Origin of the sequence: Phenylobacterium sp., from assembly GCF_004297125.1 — a bacterium.
Taxonomy (GTDB): Bacteria; Pseudomonadota; Alphaproteobacteria; order Caulobacterales; family Caulobacteraceae; genus Phenylobacterium.
This window is the reverse complement of sequence record NZ_SCVD01000012.1, coordinates 147,753-166,174: the sequence shown is the minus strand read 5'-3', so window position 1 is coordinate 166,174 and position 18,422 is coordinate 147,753. Positions and strand designations below refer to the sequence as shown.

Genomic DNA, 18,422 nt, shown 5'->3' with positions numbered 1-18,422 from the left:
GCGGCGGGTTGTCGCGGCCGTCTAATGTCGCGCTTCGCCCCTGGGGCTCGTTCCGATGGAGGGATGAATGACGAAGACTGGCCAATGCGCGCTGTTCGCCGCGAGCGCGCTGCTTCTCGGCGTAAGCCAAGCCGAGGCCGAGATAATTGGAGGTGTCGATTTTCCCCAGGGGCAGTTGTCGTTTGCTGACTCCGTGGTGTCGTTCGTGCCCGGCGCGGCCGGCATTCCGTCGGCGGCCTACCTCGGCCAGTCGAACGCGCTGGGCGCGCCGAACTACAATGGCAACCCGAGTTGCGCGAGCCAGGCGGCCTGCACCTTTCTCTCCCTCGGCGCCGGCGGCGCCCTGGTGCTGCGCTTCGACGACAATGTGTTGACCGGTTCGGACGACAGCGACTTCGACCTCTGGGTGTTCGAGGTCGGCCCGAACGTCGAGGACACCACCGTGGACCTCAGCGTCGACGGCCTGACATGGCTCTCGGTCGGCTCGGTGACCGGCAGCACGCGCGGGATCGACATCGACGCCTTCGGCTTCGACGCCACCTCCGCGTTTCGCTACGTTCGCCTGATCGACGTCGTGAACGAAGGCGGGACCGGCAACGGCGGCAGCGTCGGCGCGGATATCGACGCGCTCGGCGCGATCTCCACCCGGCCCTTCACCCCTCCGGACAATGGTGTGCCCGAGCCGTCCACCTGGGCGATGATGCTTCTCGGGTTCGCAGGCCTGGGCTCGGCGCTCCGGCGAAACCGCCGCCTACGGCCGATCTAGGACCGCGCGCCGATCCGCAGCATGGCGACAGTGATCGACGATCGCCTCGATAATGGCGGGCCAGTCGTCAGGATGTAGTTCGTGGCCGGCGCCGTCGAGGCGGACTAGCCGCGCGCCGCGCACCTTCTCCGCCAGTCGGACCCCATGGGCCAGGGGCGAGACGGGGTCCGCGGAGCCGTGGATCACCAGCAGCGGCGCAGCGAGCTCCGACAGACGCCCGGCCCAGTGGTCGCCGCCGGAGAGCATGGCATGGTTGAACGCGCTGCCGATGTTCTCCGCCCGGTCGTACTCCCCCTCGGCCCGTCTCCGTGCGGCTTCAAGGTCAAAACGGCGTCCGGTCCCCGAGGACAGGCGGGCGACCTCGACCATGAAATCCGTCACGGCTCCACGGTCGCTCCAGTTCAGGCGTGAGACACCGGAAAAGTGCACGAGGAAGGCCTCGTCGATCCCCGGCAGGTCGGGATCGGACTCGTCGAAGGCCGAGGAGCCGATGACGCTCAAGGTCTCCACGCGATCAGGGTGCGCCAACGCGACGAGTTGCCCAATCATGCCGCCCAGGGACATTCCGACGATATGGCCTCGGGATACGCCGTGGGCGTCCAGCACCGCGACGGCGTCGTCCGCCAGGTCGTCCAGGCTGTAGGTGAGGTGTCCGACGGGGCCGGAGGAGGATCGACCGGTGTCGCGATTGTCATAGCGGATTACCCGGAAGCCGCAGGCCGCCAGCGCCTCGCAAAACGCTGACGGCCACCAGAGCATGGAGGCGGTGGCCCCCATGATGAGCAGGATGTTGGAGGCGGAAGGGGCCCCGAACGCCTCGGTCGCGAGCTGCCCTCCGGGGATCGCGACTTGCCGCTCACGACTTTCGTAAACCATGAGGTGTCACCTCGATTCATATATAACCGACGCGGCAGTTATAATGATCGCAAGGGTGCGCGCAATCGGCCTTCAGGCCTCGAACTCATGGCCAGGAAAGGCGATGGCCATGGCGACCGAGAGGCGATCGAGCACGAACCGACCCAGCGGCGCCTCATCCGCCACCAGCCATTGCATGGTCGCGCCGGCGATCACGGCATGGAGATGCTCGGCCAAGGCCTCGGGGTTCGGCGTTCCGAGGGGAACTCGCGCCGAGATCGCAGCCTGGACCCTTCGATAACGTTCAGAGCCGAGGCCTTTCAGGACCGGATCCGTCGCCTCGCTCCATGCGATCAGCAGGCGAACCTGAAAGCCCGCGCCATCGCCCATCCCGAGGACGATGTCCGAAAGGAAACGCCACAGGTCCTCGACAGACCGTCCGGGTGGAAAGCCGTCCAGATACTCTCGCGTAAGGGCCACGTCGCGTTCGGCGAGCCGATGCAGAAGCGCGGACTTGTTCTGGAATCGCTGGATCAGGGCCGCGCGCGACATGCCCAGGGCCTGCGCCACGTCGCTGAGCGTGAACTGGATAGGTCCGGTGCGAAGCAGGACGTCGCTGGCCGCCTCCAGCACGGCCTCGTCGGAGTGGAGCTTGGGGCGCGGCATCGATCTCGACCAATGGCTAAGTCCTCCGCTATTCGCAAGGGTCCGCTCAGGGCGTGCTGGGCCCCTTCAGCTCGACCACATTGCCCTCGGGATCGCGGACGTAGAGCGAGAAGCCGTCGCCGTCGGCGCCGTAGCGGTCGCCTTCCTCGATCACGTCCACCCCGTGCGCCGCGAGATGCGCCCGGATCGCCGGCTCGTCGAAGGGCCGGACCTGCAGGGCGAAGTGGTCGAGGTTGCGGCCGGTCTCGCCAGGGCCGGCCCCGCCGCGCTGGCCGAGCGGACCGTCCAGCGTGACCAGGTCGATCATCTGCGGGCCCGCGCGAACGTGGGTCAGGCCCAGATCCGGGCGGTCACGGTCGACCGACAGGCCCAGCACGTCGGTATAGAAGGCCAGCATGCGGTCCTTGTCGCGGATCCGCAGCACGATGTGGTCGAAGGCTTGGATGGCGATGGGATTCGTCATGAGCGGGAGATAGGGTCCCGCCGGCTAGAGCAGAAGCCCGAACATGCGGCAGTCGCGGCGCTCCCCGTCCTTCAGGATGTGGCCTCGGAGCAGGCCTTCCTCGGTGAAGCCAAGAGTCTCGAGCAAGGCCTCGGAGCGGCGGGCGCCCAGGTGGGTGCGGGCGCTGAGCCTGCGCAGGCCGCTCGTGGCCGCGAACGCGATCACCGTGCGCATGGCCTCCAGCGGATAGCCCCGATCCCAGGCGTCACGGCCCACCATGAAGCCGATCTCGGCGCGGCGATGCCCGCGATCGATCTCGGAGAGTTCGCACGACCCCACGAATGCCCGATCGGCCAGGGTGCGCATCGCCCAGTAGATCGCGCGGCCCCCGGTCATGGCGTCGACCTGGCCCTGGACGACCCCCGCCACGATGTCCGGGTCCTCGACCTCAGGCACGTCCCAGTAGGCCATCACCTCAGGGTCGCCCATGATCGGATAGAGATGCGTGGCGTCCGCGGCGGTGAGGGGCTCCAGCCGCAGCCGCTCCGTCTCCAGGATCGGAAGACGCTTCGGATCGAGTATCATCCTCTTGCCCCCACACCCATTGTTCCTCGGGTGCGACGCACTAGCTATGGCGTTGGGGCGGGCGCGGTGATAGAGCGCGCGCTTCATTTCGGCGGGGTGTGGCCGCCTGAGCGCACCGAACGCACTGGAAAGTCTGTCCTATGCTGCTGAACCTGCTGCTGGTGATCGAGGTCATCGTCGCATTCTTCCTCGTGGTCGTGGTGCTGCTGCAGCGCTCCGAGGGCGGCGGGCTGGTCAGCGGGGGGACGAACTCGCTGGTTTCGGTGCGCGGCGCGGGGGACCTGCTGACCCGCATCACCTGGATCCTGGGCAGCATCTTCTTCATCCTGGGCCTGCTGCTGACCATCGTGTCCGGCCGCGAGCGCGGCGCGGCCTCGGTCGTCGACCGGATGAAGGTCAACGCCGTGAACCCGGCCGAACTGAACCGCGCCCCGCCGGAGCCGCCGGCCGGTACGGCCCAGCCCGGCCCCGCGGGCAGCGCCCCGGCCCCGCTGCAGGCCCCGACGCCCACGCTCAACAATCCCTTCGGCACGCCTGAGACCGGGGCGGCCGCGCCGGCCCAAAAGTAGTCGTGGATAGACAGCAAACCCGCGGGGCGCCGTGACCGAATCGCGGCTACTCTGAACGCCCATGGCCCGGTACATCTTCATCACCGGCGGCGTGGTCTCTTCCCTGGGTAAAGGTCTCGCGTCCGCCGCACTCGGCGCGCTTTTGCAGGCGCGAGGCTACAAGGTCCGCCTTCGTAAGCTCGACCCGTATCTCAACGTGGATCCGGGCACGATGAGTCCGACCCAGCACGGGGAGGTGTTCGTCACCGACGACGGCGCGGAGACCGACCTCGACCTCGGCCACTACGAGCGGTTCACGGGCGTCAACGCGACGCGCGCGGACAACATCACCACGGGCCAGATCTACAAGACGATCATCGAGAAGGAGCGGCGCGGGGACTACCTGGGCGCCACCGTCCAGGTGATTCCGCACGTCACTGGCGAGATCAAGGACTTCGTCCTGTCCGATCCAGGCGAGGGCGTCGATTTCGTGCTGGTCGAGGTGGGCGGCACCGTCGGCGACATCGAGGGCCTGCCGTTCTTCGAGGCGATCCGCCAACTGGGCCAGGAGCTTCCGCGCGGCCACGCCTGTTTCATCCACCTGACGTTGCTGCCCTACATCAAGACGGCCGGCGAGATGAAGACCAAGCCGACCCAGCACTCCGTGAAGGAGCTGCGCTCGATCGGCATCCAGCCCGACATCCTGCTCTGCCGCTGCGAAATGCCGATCCCGGAGAGCGAGCGGAAGAAGCTGGGCCTGTTCTGCAACGTGCGCCCCAGCGCGGTCATCCAGGCGATGGACAGCGACAACATCTACGCCGTGCCGCTGGACTACCACCGCCAGGGCTTGGACGCCGAAGTGCTGGACGTCTTCGGTCTCACCGACAGCGCGCCCAAGCCGGACCTGACGCGCTGGGAGGATATCTCCCACCGGCTGAGCCATCCGGACGGCGAGGTGAACATCGCCATCGTGGGCAAGTACACGGCGCTGACCGACGCCTACAAATCCCTGATCGAGGCCCTGATCCACGGCGGCGTGGCCAACAACGTCCGCGTCAAGCTGGACTGGATCGAGGGCGAGGTCTTCGAGCGCGAAGAGGCGATGATCAGCGAGCGGCTGACCAACGTCCACGGAGTGCTGGTGCCCGGCGCCTTCGGCGAACGCGGCTCGGAGGGCATGATCCAGTCGGTGCGCTTCGCCCGCGAGCACGCCATCCCGTACTTCGGCATCTGCTTCGGCATGCAGATGGCGATGATCGAGGCGGCGCGGAACCTGGCCGGGATCAAGAAGGCGTCGTCGACGGAGTTCGGCCCGACGTCCGAGCCCATCGTCGGCCTGATGACCGAGTGGGTGCGCGGTAACGAGAAGGAAATCCGGGGGGAGGGCGACAACCTCGGCGGCACCATGCGCTGCGGGGCCTACGAGGCGGTGCTGACGCCCGGGAGCCGGGTCGCGGAGATCTACGGCACGCCCACCATCTCCGAGCGCCACCGGCACCGCTACGAGGTGAACATCGCTTACCGCGACGCCATCGAGAAGACCGGACTGAGCTTCTCCGGCCTCTCGCCGGACGGGGTGCTGCCCGAGCTGTGCGAGCGCCAGGACCACCCGTGGTTCGTGGGCGTGCAGTTCCACCCGGAACTCAAGAGCCGCCCGTTCGACCCGCACCCCCTGTTCGCCAGCTTCATCGGCGCCGCGCGCAACCGGAGCCGACTGGTCTAGATTTTTTCCTCCCCTTCGCAGGGACGGAAGACCACGTCGGCGTCGTGGCTGGTCAGATGAAGAACATCACCCAGAAGGCCGCGAGCACGAGATTCGAGGCCGCGTAGGCTGCCAGCCGGTGGGTGACCTTGTTGTAGCCGAGGTGGATCACCGAATGGATCGCCCGCAGGCCCACATAGGTCCAGGCGAGCGCGAGCGCGGTCTGATCGACCCGGCCGGCGACGTAGTACATGAGCCCGGCCACGTAGAAGAGCATCGGCAGCTCGAGCAGGTTCATGAAGTTGCGGTTGGTCACCGCCACGTGCGGCGGGACGCGGGGTGATTCGCCCAGCTTGAAATCGTCGGGTGTCACCTGCCGCGCGAACACGGCCCGGAACCGGGTGGCGGGGATGAAACCCAGGACGATGAAGGTGAGGAGCGCCATCGCTCCCATAGGCGCGAAGATGAGTTCCTGCGGCATGATGAGCCCTTGGATGCCCGCTGACAGCGTAAGCTAGCTCAGACGGCTTGATCGCGCGTGGCGTTTCATGCATAAGCCCCCGCTCACGCAGGCGGCCCACCCCGGCCGCCGCAATCATTTTCCACGCCGGCGAGATTTCCGATGGCTGTTCCTAAACGCAAAACTTCGCCGTCGCGGCGGAACATGCGCCGTTCGCACCATGCGCTCGGCCCGAACTCGTTCCACGAGGACAAGGAAACGGGCGAGCTGAAGCGTCCGCACCATGTCGATCTGAAGACCGGCATGTACAAGGGCCGCCAGGTCCTGACGCCGAAGGAAGACTAAGCGCTTCCTCGCGCATCAGCGTGCGACTCCCAGACGCCGGCCGCGAGGCCGGCGTTTTGCGTTTCCGGCCGCTCGCCAAATGTCATGACGCCGTAGAGCCTCTTCGAAATAGGGTGGCGCCGTACGGGGGATTCGATGACGCTTTCACGCCGCCACCTGCTGTCCGCCGCCGCGACCGGCGCCGCCTTCGCCGGCTTCTCGCGCTTCGCCGACGCCGTGGCCGCCGAGCCCGCGGGCGCGGCCTATGTCAACGAGGCGGCGGGCTACGGGCCGCTGAAGCCCGACCCCGCGGGCGTGTTCGACCTGCCGGAGGGCTTTTCGTACACGGTGGTCCAGCGGGCGGGCGACCCGATGAGCGACGGGCTGCTGACCCCGCACAAGCTGGACGGCATGGGCTGCTTCCCCCTGGACCGCGACCGCGTGATCCTGGTTCGCAACCAGGAGCTCCGACCGACGGAGCTGCACCTGGGAGCTTACGGCAAGAACCCGGAACTGCGCGGCAAGGTGGACCGGAACCTGGTCTACGACCGCAATCAGGACGATTGGGCGCTGAGCGGCGGGACCACCACCCTGGTCTATGACGTGAGGAAACGCCGGCTGGAGAGCTCCCATCTCAGCCTGGCAGGCAGCAGCACCAATTGCGCGGGCGGGGTCACGCCCTGGGGATCGTGGCTCACCTGCGAGGAAGTCCTGCGCTCGGCAGGGCCGAACGCGGACGGCCAGACCCTGGGAAAATCGCACGGCTGGGTGTTCGAAGTGCCCAGCCGGCACAAGGGGCTGGCCCAGCCCGCGCCGATCACCGGGATGGGACGCTTCAAGCACGAGGCGGTCTGCATCGATCCCCGCACCGGCGTCGCCTACCTCACGGAGGACGAGACCGACGGCCGCGGCCTGTTCTACCGTTTCCTGCCCAACGACCGCCTCGTCCCGGCCAAGGGCGGTCGGCTGCAGGCCCTGGGATTCCGGGACGGCGGCGACAGCCGCAACTGGGACGGGAAGGACTGGGCGCCCGGCGCCTGGAAAGACGCGGTCTGGATCGATCTGGAGGGGGTCCACAATCCCGACGGCGACCTGCGCGACCGCGGCCACGCCAAGGGCGCCGCCTGGTTCGCGCGCGGCGAAGGGATCTTCTTTGGCAGGGGCGAGCTCTATTTCACCTGCACCAGCGGCGGGCCGGGCCGGCTCGGGCAGATCCTGCGCTACAAGCCCAGCCGGTTCGAGGGCGATGCGCGCGAAAAGGACGAGCCCGGCCGGCTGCAGCTCTTCGTGGAGTCGACGGACAACCGGGTCATGAACATGTGCGACAACCTCGCAGTGGCGCCGTGGGGCCATCTGGTGGTCTGCGAAGACAAGGTCGAGTCCAGGGGCGTGAACTTCCTGCGTGGGGTTACACCCGCGGGCAAGGTCTACGCCCTGGGCAAACTGGCCCGCGATGAGACGGCCGCTGCGCTGCCGACGACCGAACTGGCCGGCGTCTGTTTCTCGCCGGACGGCACGACCCTGTTCGTCAACGCCTACTGGCCCGGCATGACCCTTGCCGTCACCGGGCCATGGAGCCGGTTCAAGGCCTGACGTTCCACGCTAGGATGCGGACATGACGCACCTGTTGCTGAGCGCGCTGATCGCAGGCCTCGTCGCGGGGGCGCCCGCCGCGGTCCCGCCGCTGACGCCGGACGGCTGGGGCGAACTGCGCATCGGCATGGCCGAGGCCGAGGCGGTCCGGAAGTTCCGCCTGATCGTCCCCGGCGACGACGACGGGGTCAGCTCGGAGGCCTGTCGCGAGCTCGCCTTCCCCGAGGGCGGTCCGCGGCTGGTGGCGATGGCCGAGAACGGCCGCATCACCCGCATCAGCACGTTCGAGGACGGTCCCCTGCGGACCGACCGCGGCTTCGGCGTGGGCTCGCGCGAGGGCGACATCCGCAAGGCCTACGGACGGACCCTGCGCGTCGAGACCCACAAGTACGACGAGGAGCCGGCCCATTACCTGACCGCCTGGACCGTCGCGGGAAGGCGAGGGGTCCGCTTCGAGACCGACCGGAAGGGCGTCGTTCACACGGTCCACGTCGGCGGCCCTTCGATCGAATACGTCGAGGGCTGCCTCTAGCTATTGGTTCCGGCCGCGCGCCTGCACGGCGGCCCGGCGCGCGGCGACCATCTCGGGGGTGACTTCGCGGTTATGGGTGACCGAGCGTGCGTGTTCGAGCTTGAGGCCCTCGCCCATGGCCAGCTCGTAGCCGTCGTCGATCATGGCCTTGTAGGTGACCAGCATGTCGCCATCGATGTCGGCCATCTGGGCGGCGAGCTGCAGGGCGGCCGGCATCAGCTCGTCCGGCGCGACCACCCGGTTCACCAGGCCCCACTCGTAGGCTGTGGCGGCGTCCAGGAAATTCCCGGTCAGCGACAGCTCCTTGGCCCGATAGGGTCCGATGCAGCGGCTCAGCTTCTGCGACAGTCCCCAGCCGGGCGTGATCCCGACCCGGGCGTGGGTGTCGGCGAAACGGGCGTTGGTCGAGCAGATCAGCACGTCGCAGGCCAGCGCCACCTCGAAACCGCCGGTGATCGCCACCCCGTTGATCGCCCCGATGATCGGCTTGGAGCAGCCCAGCACGGCGCGGGCCGGGTTCTGGGCGGGGTCCGTCGCGTTGGCGGCCCCCATGCCCAGCGGGTCGGTGGAGAGCTCCTTGAGGTCCAGGCCGGCGGTGAAGGCCCGCTCGCCGGCCCCGGTCAGCACGATCACCTTCACCCCGGGATCGGCGTCCATCTCGGCGATGGCCGTCTGCAGCGCGGCCCGGAGCGCCTTGGAGAGCGCGTTCATCGCCTCGGGACGGTTCAGGGTGACGACGGCGACGCCGTCCAGGGGCTTTTCGACCAGCAGCATTCGGGACTCCTTTGTGCGCCTCGGATGGGCCGCTGCCGCAAGGGGCGTCAAGGGCGGGCGTTGCCCGACGCCGAGAAGCTGGCTAAGCACCAGCCGCTCCCCGCCGCCAGAGGAAGACCATGACCGAGATCGTCGACATCACCGCCCGCGAGATCCTGGACAGCCGGGGCAACCCGACCGTGGAAGTGGACGTGATCCTCGAAGACGGTTCGATGGGCCGCGCGGCGGTGCCGTCCGGCGCCTCGACCGGCGCCCACGAAGCGGTGGAGAAGCGCGACGGCGATAAGACGCGCTATGGCGGCAAGGGCGTGCTGAAGGCCGTCGAGGCCGTGAACGGCGAGATCTACGACGCCCTGTCGGGCTCGGACGCCGAGGACCAGCGCCGGATCGACCGGCTGCTGATCGAGCTGGACGGCACGAAGAACAAGGAACGCCTGGGCGCCAACGCCATCCTGGGCGTCAGCCTGGCGACCGCCAAGGCCGCGGCCAGCTCGGCCGCCCTGCCGCTCTACAAGTACGTGGGCGGCGTCTCGGCCCGCGTGCTGCCGGTGCCGATGATGAACATCATCAACGGTGGGGCCCACGCGGATAACCCCATCGACATCCAGGAGTTCATGATCCTGCCGACCGGCGCGGAGACCTTCGCGGAAGGCCTGCGGATGGGCGCCGAGATCTTCCACGCCCTGAAAGCGCAGCTGAAGGCGGCCGGCCACAACACCAACGTCGGCGACGAGGGCGGCTTCGCCCCCAACATTGGCTCGGCCGAAGAGGCCCTGGCCTTCATCGTCAAGGCGGGCGAGAGCGCCGGCTACAAGGCGGCCAAGGACTTCCACCTGGGCCTGGACGTGGCCTCCACAGAGTTCTTCAAGGGCGGCAAGTACGTCATGGAAGGCGAGGGCAAGACGGTCGATCCGGCCGGCATGGTCGACTATCTGGCCGGTCTGGTCGCCAAGTTCCCGATCGTCACCATCGAGGACGGCTGCGGCGAGGACGACTTCGAGGGCTGGAAGCTGCTGACGGATAGGCTCGGCGGCAAGATCCAGCTCGTGGGCGACGACCTGTTCGTGACCAACCCAGAGCGGCTGGGCATGGGCATCGGCAAGGGCCTGGCCAATTCGATCCTGGTGAAGGTCAACCAGATCGGCACGCTGTCGGAGACCCTGGACGCGGTCGATCTGGCGCACCGCAACAGCTACACCGCGGTGATGAGCCACCGCTCGGGCGAGACCGAGGACTCGACCATCGCCGACCTGGCCGTCGCCACCAATTGCGGGCAGATCAAGACCGGCTCTCTGGCCCGCTCGGACCGGACCGCCAAGTACAACCAGCTCCTGCGCATCGAGGAGGAACTGGGCGACCAGGCGGTCTACGCCGGCAAGGGTGCGCTGCGGAACCTGTGAGCAGGCTTGGTTAGCGCCGCGTTAGGGGAATCGGCGCGACAAAGGTCGCAACCTTTCTGGGAATCATCGTGCTCGCCCGCCTGCGTCCGTACCTCTCCACCGCCGCCCTCGCGCTCCTGATCTTCTATTTCGGGGTGCATGCCTTCACGGGCGAGGGCGGGCTGTTGCGCTCGAACCAGCGCGACGAGGCGCTGGCGGCCAAGACACGGGAGCTCGCCAGGCTGACCGCCCAGCGCCACGACCTGGAGGTTCGGGCCCAACTCCTGCGCGACACCAGCCTTTCCGCCGATCTCCTGGAGGAAAGGGCGCGCTCCCTGCTAGGCTTCGCCGACCCGAGGGATTATGTGATCCGATTGAAACCCTAGGACCGGTTCGTCGGTCCTAGGAGCCATCAAGAAGATCACGGAGTGACGCATGGCGCGCGGGCAGACCGGCACGACCGGTCGGCGGAAAGCCAATGGCTCGGCTGAAAAGCCCAAGACGGGCGGGGTCGAGGTCACCAAGGAACAGCTCCTTGGCTACTATCGCGAGATGCTGCTGATCCGCCGCTTCGAGGAGCGGGCCGGCCAGCTTTACGGCATGGGCCTGATCGGCGGCTTCTGCCACCTCTACATCGGCCAGGAAGCCATCGCGGTCGGCGTCGAGGCGGCGAAAAAGGCGGGCGACGAGGTCATCACCGGCTACCGCGACCACGGCCACATGCTGACCAGCGGCATGGACCCCAAGGAAGTCATGGCCGAGCTCACCGGCCGCATCGGGGGCTCGTCCAAAGGCAAGGGCGGGTCGATGCACATGTTCTCCACCGAGGCCAACTTCTACGGCGGCCACGGGATCGTCGGCGCCCAGGTGCCGCTGGGCACGGGCCTGGCGCTGGCAAACGCCTATCGCGGCGACGGCCGGGTCAGCTTCGCCTTCTTCGGCGATGGTGCGGCCAACCAGGGTCAGGTCTACGAGAGCTTCAACATGGCCGAGCTGTGGAAGCTGCCGGTCGTCTATGTGATCGAGAACAACCAGTACGCCATGGGCACGGCGATCCAGCGCTCGTCGTCCGAGACGCGGCTGTTCAAGCGCGGGGTGTCGTTCAACATCCCCGGCGAGGAAGTCGATGGCATGGATGTGCTCGCCGTCAAGGCCGCCACCGAAAAGGCCGCCGAACACGCCCGCTCGGGCAATGGCCCCTACATCCTCGAGATGAAGACCTACCGCTATCGCGGCCACTCCATGAGCGACCCGGCGAAGTACCGGACGCGGGAGGAGGTCGATGAGGTGCGCAAGACCCGCGACCCGATCGACCATGTCGAGGAGTTGCTGGAGAAGAGCGGCTGGGCAGACGAGGCCGCGCTTAAGGCCATCGACGCCGAGGTGAAGAAGATCGTCGCCGACGCGGCGGAATTCGCCCGCACGAGCCCCGAGCCGGATCCGTCCGAACTCTATACCGACGTCTATACGGAGCAGCGCGCGTGACCGACATCCTGATGCCGGCGCTCTCGCCCACGATGGAAGAGGGCACCCTCGCCAAGTGGCACGTGAAGGTCGGCGACAATGTGCGCTCCGGCGACGTGATCGCCGAGATCGAGACCGACAAGGCGACCATGGAGGTCGAGGCCGTAGACGAGGGCGTGATCTCCGAAATCCTCGTGCCGGAAGGCTCCGAGGAGGTGAAGGTCAACACCCCCATCGCCCGCCTGGGCGGCGAGGGCGGGGCGGCCGAGGCGGTCGAGGCCAAGCCCGAACCCAAGGCCCAGCCTGCGCCGGCCAGCCGGTCCGAAGCCTCGGGCGATCCCGAGCGCAAACCTCCGGAAGTCGACGCGAAACCGCGGCCCGAGGGCGAAGCGGCCGCGCCCGTCACGCCGAAGCAGATCCTGAAGGATCCGGAACTGCCCGAAGGCGTGAACCTGGTGACGGTGACCGTCCGCGACGCCCTGCGCGACGCCATGGCCGAGGAGATGCGGCGCGACGGCGACGTCTTCCTGATGGGCGAAGAGGTCGCGCAGTATCAGGGCGCCTACAAGGTCTCGCGCGGCCTGCTGGACGAGTTCGGTCCCAAGCGCGTCATCGACACCCCGATCACCGAGTATGGCTTTGCCGGCCTGGGGGTCGGCGCGGCGATGGCCGGGCTGAAGCCGATCGTGGAGTTCATGACGTTCAACTTCGCCATGCAGGCCATTGATCATATTATCAATTCGGCCGCGAAGACGCTCTACATGTCCGGCGGCCAGATCAGGACCTCGATCGTGTTCCGCGGCCCGAACGGCGCCGCAGCCCGGGTCGGGGCCCAGCACAGCCAGGACTATGCGGCCTGGTACGGCCACGTGCCGGGCCTCAAGGTGCTGGCGCCCTATGACGCCGCCGACGCGAAAGGTCTGCTGAAAGCGGCGATCCGCGACCCGAACCCCGTGGTCTTCCTGGAGCACGAGATGCTCTACGGTCAGGAGTTCGACGTGCCGGAGGGGATCGACTGGGTCGTGCCGATCGGCAAGGCCAAGGTCCGCCGCCAGGGCAAGGACGTCACACTCGTCGCCTACTCCCGGATGGTCGGCTTCTGCCTGGCCGCCGCCGAGGAACTGGCCAAGGACGGTATCGAGGCCGAGGTCGTCGACCTGCGCACGATCCGTCCCATGGACATCGATACGGTCGTCGAGAGCGTGAGGAAGACCAACCGCCTGGTCACCGTCGAGGAAGGCTGGGGCCCGATGGGCGTCGGCGCCGAGGTGGCGGCCAAGGTGACGGAACTGGCCTTCGACTACCTCGACGCCCCGCCGATCCGGGTCCACCAGGAGGACGTGCCCCTGCCTTACGCCGCCAACCTCGAGGCGCTGTCCATGCCCTCGGTGGAGCGGATCGTGAAGGCGGCCAAGGCGGTCTCGTACAAATGAGCGAGGCCTTCGCCTGGCGCGCGGGCGGCTGCCACTGCGGCGGGGTCCGCTTCGAGGCAGCGCTGCCGGCCCAGGTCCTGGCGCAGAGCTGCAACTGCTCCATGTGCGCCAAGACCGGCTACGTCCATGTGATCGTGCCGGAGAGCCGCTTCCGCCTGACCAAGGGCGCGGATCGGCTGGCCGAGTACACCTTCAACACCCGGGTGGCGAAGCACCTGTTCTGTTCGGAATGCGGGATCAAGAGCTTCTACCGCCCGCGGTCCAACCCGGACGGCTGGAGCGTCAACGGCCGGTGCCTGGACACGGTGGACGGGCTTGAACTCGTCATCGAGGCCTTCGACGGCCAGAACTGGGAGGCCAACGGGGCCGCCCTCGCGCATCTCTCCAAGGAACACGCATGACGGACATCCTCATGCCCGCCCTCTCGCCCACGATGGAAGAGGGCACGCTGGCCAAGTGGCACGTGAAGAAGGGCGACACCGTCAAGTCCGGCGACGTGATCGCCGAGATCGAAACCGACAAGGCCACGATGGAGGTCGAGGCGGTCGACGAGGGGGTCGTCGACGAGATCCTGGTCGCCGAAGGCTCGGAGGGCGTGAAGGTCAACACCCCGATCGCCCGGCTGGCCGGGGAGGGCGACACGCCCGCGCCGGCTCCGAAGGCCGAGGCGCCCAAGGCGGCAGCGCCAAAGGCCGAGGTCGCGCCGGCGCAGGCTCCTGAGCCCGCCAAGGCGGAGGCCCCGAAGCCTGCGCCGGTTCCCGCGGCCGCACCTGCGCCCGCGCCCGCCAAGGCTGCGGACGGCGCTCGCATCTTCGCCTCGCCGCTGGCGCGGCGATTGGCCGAGCAGAAGGGGATCGACCTCTCCGCCGTGACCGGCTCGGGCCCGCATGGGCGGATCGTGAAGGTGGACATCGACAAGGCCCAGCCCGGCCAGGGCAAACCGGCTCCGACCGCCGCGCCCGCCACGGGTGCTCCCGCTTCGGCGCCGCGCCAGGCCCAGACGCTGGAACAGATGGGCATCGTACCCGGCAGCTACGACCTGATCCCGCTGGACGGCATGCGCAAGACCGTGGCGCGGCGGATGACCGACAGCTTCCGCGACGTGCCGCACTTCCCGCTGAACATCGATCTGGAAATCGACGAACTGCTGGCCGCCCGGGCGAAGATCAACGCCATGCTGGAGAAGCAGGGCGTAAAGGTCAGCGTCAACGACCTGGTGATCAAGGCCGCCGCGGTGGCCCTGATGCGCGTGCCGGAAGCCAACGCCTCCTACACGCCCGATGGCATCGCCATGCACCACCACGCCGACATCGCCATGGCGGTGGCGGTGCCCGGCGGCCTGATCACCCCGATCATCCGCAGCGCGGAGACCAAGGGCCTGGCCCAGATCGCCACCGAGGCCAAGGATCTGGCCGAGCGGGCGCGGAACAAGAAGCTGAAGCCCGAGGAGTTCCAGGGCGGCACCTTCTCGGTCTCCAACCTGGGCATGTTCGGGATCAAGTCCTTCGCCTCGATCATCAACGAGCCCCAGGGCGCCATCCTGTCGGTGGGCGTCGGCGAGAAGCGGCCCGTGGTGCGCGGCGACAAGCTGGAGATCGCCACGGTGATGTCTGTCACCCTGACCTGCGATCACCGGGTGGTGGACGGGGCGACGGGCGCCAAGTGGCTGGCGGCCTTCAAGCCGCTGATCGAAGACCCGCTCAACATGATCGTCTGAGGCTCAGGTTTGACCAGCATCTACGACTTCAGCGCCGAGACGCTCGACGGCCGCACCGCGCCGCTGGCGGACTATCGGGGCAAGGTGGTGCTGATCGTCAACACGGCCTCGAAGTGCGGCTTCACTGGGCAGTATGCGGGGCTGGAGAAGCTCTACAAGCGCTTCCGCGACCGTGGCCTGGTGATCCTGGGCTTCCCCTGCAACCAGTTCGGGGCGCAGGAGCCGGGCGACGCCGACGAGATCGCCAGCTTCTGCTCGCTGACCTACGATGTGCAGTTCCCGATGATGCGGAAGATCGACGTAAACGGGCCCAAGGCCCATCCGCTCTTCGCCTACCTCAAGAAGGCGAAGAAGGGCTTCCTCGGGACCGAAGGCGTCAAATGGAACTTCACCAAGTTCCTTGTGGACCGGAACGGCCAGGTCACTGCCCGCTACGCCCCCAATATTGAACCCAAGGCGCTGGAAGGCGCGATCGAGGCTTTGCTCTGATGGCTGATGCTTTCGACGTCATCGTGATCGGTTCGGGACCGGGCGGCTATGTGACCGCTATCCGGGCCTCGCAGCTGGGGATGAAGACCGCCATCGTGGAGCGGGCCGAGTTGGGCGGCATCTGCCTGAACTGGGGCTGCATCCCGACCAAGGCGCTGCTGAAGTCGGGCGAGGTTTACGAGAGCCTGGACCATCTGAAGGACTACGGCCTGTCGGTGGAGAAGCGCGGCTTCGACTTCGGGGCGGTCGTGCAGCGGTCGCGCAAGGTGGCGGCGCAGCTGAACTCCGGCGTCACCTTCCTGATGAAGAAGAACAAGATCGAGGTGGTCGTCGGATCGGCCAAGTTCGAGAAGGGGCAGGGCGCGCCGACCGTCGTGGTGGGCGACCGCAAGCTGACCGCCAAGCACGTGATCCTGGCCACCGGCGCGCGGGCCCGCACCATCCCCGCCATTGGCCTGGAGCCGGACGGCGAGCGCATCTGGACCTATCGCGAGGCGCTGACGCCCAAGTTCGCGCCCAAGTCCCTGGTGGTGGTCGGCTCCGGCGCCATCGGCATGGAATTCGCCAGTTTCTACCGTGCTCTGGGATCGGAAGTTACAGTTGTGGAGATGCTGCCGCGGATCCTGCCCGTCGAGGACGAGGAGGTCTCCAAGGCCGCGCACAAGGCCTTCGAGAAGCGCGGGATCAAGTTCCGCGTGCCGGCCAATGTGAAGAAGCTGACCAAGCTGAAGGCCGGCGTGCAGCTGGAGATCGAGGTCGGCGGCAAGGCCGAGACCCTGGACGCCGATGTCGCCATCGTGGCGGTCGGCATCGTGGGCAACGTCGAGGACATGGGCCTGGAGGCCCTGGGCGTGAAGATCGACCGCACGCACGTTGTCACCGACGGCCACGGGGCCACTGGCGTGCCCGGCCTCTACGCCATCGGCGACGTGGCCGGCCCGCCCTGGCTGGCGCACAAGGCGAGCCACGAGGGCGTCCACTGCATCGAGCACATTGCGGGCCTGAAGCCCACGAACCTGACCTCGCCGATCCCCGGCTGCACCTACACAACGCCGCAGGTAGCATCCGTGGGCCTGACCGAGGCCCAGGCCAAGGAGCAGGGGCTGGAGCCCAAGATCGGCCGCTTCCCGTTCCGCGTGAACGGCAAGGCCATCGCCGCGGGCGAGCTGGACGGCTTCGTGAAGACCGTCTTCGACGGCAAGACCGGGGCCCTGATCGGCGCCCACATGATCGGCCACGAGGTCACCGAGATGATCCAGGGCTTCGTGATCGCCATGACGCTCGAGGCCACCGAGGCGGAGCTCCAGGCGACCGTCTTCGCCCACCCGACCATGAGCGAGGCGATGCACGAGGCCTCGCTCGACGCCTACGGGATGGTTCTGCACATCTGACACACGCCAGGGGGTTCGTGTCGCCGCCGCAGCAACCCTCACAGCGATGTAAAGAAGCGGTCATGCCGGCGCCGTCTTGGGGGACGACCTAGGGGACCGGCCCCAGATGGGGGGTCGCGGTCACGGCGAGATCCCTGATGGGCGTCAAGCTTCACCCCGGGCCGACGTTCGCCTTGGTCCTGCTGCTGTCCGGATGCGCCGCGAAGGCCGACAAGCCTGCGCCGAGCCCGCCAGAGGCCGGCTACGTGGTGATGGCGGCCCAGGACGCCCCGCTGGAGATCGAACTGGCCGGCCGCACTACGGCCTACGAGATATCAGAGGTGCGCCCGCAGGTGTCGGGCGTGATCCGGGCCCGCCGGTTCATCGAGGGCGGCATCGTCCGCCAGGGTCAGACCCTCTACGAGATCGATCCCAGCCTTTACCGCGCGAGCGAGGAGCAGGCGCAGGCGAACCTCGCCAACGCCGAGGCGACGCGGGACGCCGCCCAGGCCAAGGCCGACCGCTACAAGCCCTTGGCCGACATCGAGGCGGTCAGCAAACAGGACTACACCGACGCCGCCGCGGCCGCGAAACAGGCTACGGCCCAGGTCGCCCAGTCCAGGGCGGCGCTGGCGACGGCGAAGATCAACCTAGACTTCACCCGCGTTCCCGCCCCGATCACCGGCCGCATAGGCCGCTCCATGGCCACGACCGGCGCACTGGTCACGGCGGGTCAGGCCGATCCCCTGGCGACGATCACCCGGCTGGACCCGATGTACGTGGACATCCAACAGCCCAGCGCCGACGCCGTCGCCCTGCGGCGCGAGCTTTCCGGCGGCGGCGCGGCGCCGTCGGCGGCGAGCGTCGGGCTGACCCTGGAGGACGGCAGTCCCTATCCCTATGCGGGCAGGATCCAGTTCTCCGAGGCGATCGTCGACCCGGACACCGGCTCGGTGACCCTGCGCGCCAGCTTTCCCAACCCGCAGGGCCTGCTGCTGCCGGGCATGTTCGTCCGCGCGAAGCTGTCCCAGGCCACGGTCCACAACGCCATCCTGGCGCCGCAGCAGGGGGTCTCCCGCGACCCGCGGGGCAATGCGACCGTCATGGTGGTGGGCAAGGCCAACAAGGCCGAGCTGCGCACCGTCACCGCCAACCAGACGGTAGGCGACAGGTGGCTGGTCACCGCGGGTCTCGCCCCCGGCGACAAGGTGATCACGGAAGGCCTGGACAAGCTGAAGCCCGGCGACACCGTGCGGCCCGTCCCCGCCGGATCGCCGCCGCTGCCCGGCGCTGGCGGCGCCGGCAGCCGGCGCGGGCGCTGAC

General features: G+C 68.1%; 21 protein-coding genes. 15 read left to right on the top strand and 6 right to left on the bottom strand.

The features are described 5' to 3' along the window. The first annotated feature begins 67 nt into the window (after positions 1 to 67). Positions 68 to 766: a PEPxxWA-CTERM sorting domain-containing protein gene (locus tag EPO51_RS06565; RefSeq protein WP_293347555.1), complete on the top strand. Its 699-nt coding sequence runs from the start codon at positions 68 to 70 to the stop codon at positions 764 to 766. Here the strand turns inward: EPO51_RS06565 and EPO51_RS06560 are convergent. The 4 genes from EPO51_RS06560 to EPO51_RS06545 all read right to left on the bottom strand — a co-directional run bounded on the left by EPO51_RS06560 (position 752) and on the right by EPO51_RS06545 (position 3,314). Next, positions 752 to 1,543, bottom strand: a complete 792-nt coding sequence (locus tag EPO51_RS06560; RefSeq protein ID WP_293347734.1) for an alpha/beta fold hydrolase — start codon at positions 1,541 to 1,543, stop codon at positions 752 to 754. The genes EPO51_RS06565 and EPO51_RS06560 overlap by 15 nt on opposite strands. Positions 1,544 to 1,714: 171 nt before the next feature. After that, on the bottom strand, positions 1,715 to 2,287 hold the full coding sequence (locus EPO51_RS06555; protein ID WP_293347552.1) for a TetR/AcrR family transcriptional regulator: 573 nt from the start codon (positions 2,285 to 2,287) through the stop codon (positions 1,715 to 1,717). A gap of 46 nt (positions 2,288 to 2,333) precedes the next feature. Further along, positions 2,334 to 2,750, bottom strand: a complete 417-nt coding sequence (locus EPO51_RS06550) for a VOC family protein (RefSeq protein ID WP_293347549.1) — start codon at positions 2,748 to 2,750, stop codon at positions 2,334 to 2,336. Positions 2,751 to 2,774: 24 nt separating this feature from the next. Continuing rightward, positions 2,775 to 3,314: a GNAT family N-acetyltransferase gene (locus tag EPO51_RS06545; RefSeq protein WP_293347546.1), complete on the bottom strand. Its 540-nt coding sequence runs from the start codon at positions 3,312 to 3,314 to the stop codon at positions 2,775 to 2,777. A gap of 140 nt (positions 3,315 to 3,454) precedes the next feature. On the opposite strand from EPO51_RS06545, the gene secG reads away from it, so the two are divergent. Together secG and EPO51_RS06535 are read left to right on the top strand one after the other, a co-directional pair. Continuing rightward, on the top strand, positions 3,455 to 3,883 hold the full coding sequence (gene secG / locus EPO51_RS06540; protein WP_293347543.1) for a preprotein translocase subunit SecG: 429 nt from the start codon (positions 3,455 to 3,457) through the stop codon (positions 3,881 to 3,883). Positions 3,884 to 3,944: 61 nt separating this feature from the next. Further along, positions 3,945 to 5,585 (top strand): CTP synthase, encoded by a 1,641-nt coding sequence (locus EPO51_RS06535; RefSeq protein ID WP_293347540.1) that lies wholly within the window; start codon positions 3,945 to 3,947, stop codon positions 5,583 to 5,585. A gap of 52 nt (positions 5,586 to 5,637) precedes the next feature. Here the strand turns inward: EPO51_RS06535 and EPO51_RS06530 are convergent, their stop codons facing one another. Beyond that, positions 5,638 to 6,045, bottom strand: coding sequence for an MAPEG family protein (locus tag EPO51_RS06530; protein WP_293347537.1), 408 nt, complete (start codon positions 6,043 to 6,045; stop codon positions 5,638 to 5,640). Positions 6,046 to 6,186: 141 nt separating this feature from the next. Between EPO51_RS06530 and rpmF the strand changes: the two genes are divergently transcribed. From rpmF to EPO51_RS06515, 3 genes are all read left to right on the top strand, one after another. After that, a complete protein-coding gene (rpmF, locus tag EPO51_RS06525) occupies positions 6,187 to 6,369 on the top strand; it encodes a 50S ribosomal protein L32 (RefSeq protein WP_068875442.1) in 183 nt (60 codons plus the stop codon). Positions 6,370 to 6,504: 135 nt separating this feature from the next. Further along, positions 6,505 to 7,941 (top strand): alkaline phosphatase PhoX, encoded by a 1,437-nt coding sequence (locus tag EPO51_RS06520; RefSeq protein ID WP_293347529.1) that lies wholly within the window; start codon positions 6,505 to 6,507, stop codon positions 7,939 to 7,941. Between the two features lie 22 nt (positions 7,942 to 7,963). Beyond that, positions 7,964 to 8,473, top strand: a complete 510-nt coding sequence (locus tag EPO51_RS06515) for a hypothetical protein (protein WP_293347526.1) — start codon at positions 7,964 to 7,966, stop codon at positions 8,471 to 8,473. Here the strand turns inward: EPO51_RS06515 and EPO51_RS06510 are convergent, their stop codons facing one another. Then, on the bottom strand, positions 8,474 to 9,247 hold the full coding sequence (locus EPO51_RS06510; RefSeq protein ID WP_293347523.1) for an enoyl-CoA hydratase: 774 nt from the start codon (positions 9,245 to 9,247) through the stop codon (positions 8,474 to 8,476). Between the two features lie 119 nt (positions 9,248 to 9,366). On the opposite strand from EPO51_RS06510, the gene eno reads away from it, so the two are divergent. From eno to EPO51_RS06465, 9 genes are all read left to right on the top strand, one after another. Continuing rightward, positions 9,367 to 10,647, top strand: coding sequence for a phosphopyruvate hydratase (eno, locus tag EPO51_RS06505; RefSeq protein ID WP_293347520.1), 1,281 nt, complete (start codon positions 9,367 to 9,369; stop codon positions 10,645 to 10,647). A 68-nt stretch (positions 10,648 to 10,715) separates the two neighbouring features. Beyond that, complete coding sequence (locus tag EPO51_RS06500) at positions 10,716 to 11,012, top strand: FtsB family cell division protein (protein ID WP_293347517.1); 297 nt, start codon at positions 10,716 to 10,718, stop codon at positions 11,010 to 11,012. A gap of 49 nt (positions 11,013 to 11,061) precedes the next feature. Further along, complete coding sequence (pdhA, locus tag EPO51_RS06495) at positions 11,062 to 12,111, top strand: pyruvate dehydrogenase (acetyl-transferring) E1 component subunit alpha (protein WP_293347514.1); 1,050 nt, start codon at positions 11,062 to 11,064, stop codon at positions 12,109 to 12,111. Continuing rightward, positions 12,108 to 13,523, top strand: coding sequence for a pyruvate dehydrogenase complex E1 component subunit beta (locus EPO51_RS06490; protein WP_293347511.1), 1,416 nt, complete (start codon positions 12,108 to 12,110; stop codon positions 13,521 to 13,523). The genes pdhA and EPO51_RS06490 overlap by 4 nt, the downstream gene beginning before the upstream one ends. Then, positions 13,520 to 13,924, top strand: coding sequence for a GFA family protein (locus EPO51_RS06485; RefSeq protein ID WP_293347508.1), 405 nt, complete (start codon positions 13,520 to 13,522; stop codon positions 13,922 to 13,924). Before EPO51_RS06490 ends, EPO51_RS06485 begins: the two co-directional genes overlap by 4 nt. Continuing rightward, positions 13,921 to 15,240, top strand: coding sequence for a pyruvate dehydrogenase complex dihydrolipoamide acetyltransferase (locus EPO51_RS06480; RefSeq protein ID WP_293347505.1), 1,320 nt, complete (start codon positions 13,921 to 13,923; stop codon positions 15,238 to 15,240). The genes EPO51_RS06485 and EPO51_RS06480 overlap by 4 nt, the downstream gene beginning before the upstream one ends. 9 nt (positions 15,241 to 15,249) lie before the next feature. Continuing rightward, positions 15,250 to 15,729, top strand: a complete 480-nt coding sequence (locus tag EPO51_RS06475; protein ID WP_363200217.1) for a glutathione peroxidase — start codon at positions 15,250 to 15,252, stop codon at positions 15,727 to 15,729. Next, complete coding sequence (lpdA, locus tag EPO51_RS06470) at positions 15,729 to 17,120, top strand: dihydrolipoyl dehydrogenase (protein ID WP_293347502.1); 1,392 nt, start codon at positions 15,729 to 15,731, stop codon at positions 17,118 to 17,120. The genes EPO51_RS06475 and lpdA overlap by 1 nt, the downstream gene beginning before the upstream one ends. Positions 17,121 to 17,257: 137 nt before the next feature. Then, on the top strand, positions 17,258 to 18,421 hold the full coding sequence (locus tag EPO51_RS06465) for an efflux RND transporter periplasmic adaptor subunit (protein WP_293347499.1): 1,164 nt from the start codon (positions 17,258 to 17,260) through the stop codon (positions 18,419 to 18,421). Position 18,422 lies beyond the last annotated feature (1 nt).

Coding starts and splice junctions, on each gene's coding strand:
- EPO51_RS06480 (WP_293347505.1), top strand. CDS start 13,921: ATGACGGACATCCTCATGCCCGCCCTCTCGCCCACGATGGAAGAGGGC.
- EPO51_RS06560 (WP_293347734.1), bottom strand. CDS start 1,543: ATGGGGGCCACCGCCTCCATGCTCTGGTGGCCGTCAGCGTTTTGCGAG.
- lpdA (WP_293347502.1), top strand. CDS start 15,729: ATGGCTGATGCTTTCGACGTCATCGTGATCGGTTCGGGACCGGGCGGC.
- EPO51_RS06530 (WP_293347537.1), bottom strand. CDS start 6,045: ATGCCGCAGGAACTCATCTTCGCGCCTATGGGAGCGATGGCGCTCCTC.
- rpmF (WP_068875442.1), top strand. CDS start 6,187: ATGGCTGTTCCTAAACGCAAAACTTCGCCGTCGCGGCGGAACATGCGC.
- EPO51_RS06510 (WP_293347523.1), bottom strand. CDS start 9,247: ATGCTGCTGGTCGAAAAGCCCCTGGACGGCGTCGCCGTCGTCACCCTG.
- EPO51_RS06520 (WP_293347529.1), top strand. CDS start 6,505: ATGACGCTTTCACGCCGCCACCTGCTGTCCGCCGCCGCGACCGGCGCC.
- EPO51_RS06485 (WP_293347508.1), top strand. CDS start 13,520: ATGAGCGAGGCCTTCGCCTGGCGCGCGGGCGGCTGCCACTGCGGCGGG.
- EPO51_RS06515 (WP_293347526.1), top strand. CDS start 7,964: ATGACGCACCTGTTGCTGAGCGCGCTGATCGCAGGCCTCGTCGCGGGG.
- EPO51_RS06550 (WP_293347549.1), bottom strand. CDS start 2,750: ATGACGAATCCCATCGCCATCCAAGCCTTCGACCACATCGTGCTGCGG.
- EPO51_RS06465 (WP_293347499.1), top strand. CDS start 17,258: ATGGGCGTCAAGCTTCACCCCGGGCCGACGTTCGCCTTGGTCCTGCTG.
- EPO51_RS06545 (WP_293347546.1), bottom strand. CDS start 3,314: ATGATACTCGATCCGAAGCGTCTTCCGATCCTGGAGACGGAGCGGCTG.
- EPO51_RS06565 (WP_293347555.1), top strand. CDS start 68: ATGACGAAGACTGGCCAATGCGCGCTGTTCGCCGCGAGCGCGCTGCTT.
- EPO51_RS06555 (WP_293347552.1), bottom strand. CDS start 2,287: ATGCCGCGCCCCAAGCTCCACTCCGACGAGGCCGTGCTGGAGGCGGCC.
- secG (WP_293347543.1), top strand. CDS start 3,455: ATGCTGCTGAACCTGCTGCTGGTGATCGAGGTCATCGTCGCATTCTTC.
- EPO51_RS06535 (WP_293347540.1), top strand. CDS start 3,945: ATGGCCCGGTACATCTTCATCACCGGCGGCGTGGTCTCTTCCCTGGGT.
- eno (WP_293347520.1), top strand. CDS start 9,367: ATGACCGAGATCGTCGACATCACCGCCCGCGAGATCCTGGACAGCCGG.
- pdhA (WP_293347514.1), top strand. CDS start 11,062: ATGGCGCGCGGGCAGACCGGCACGACCGGTCGGCGGAAAGCCAATGGC.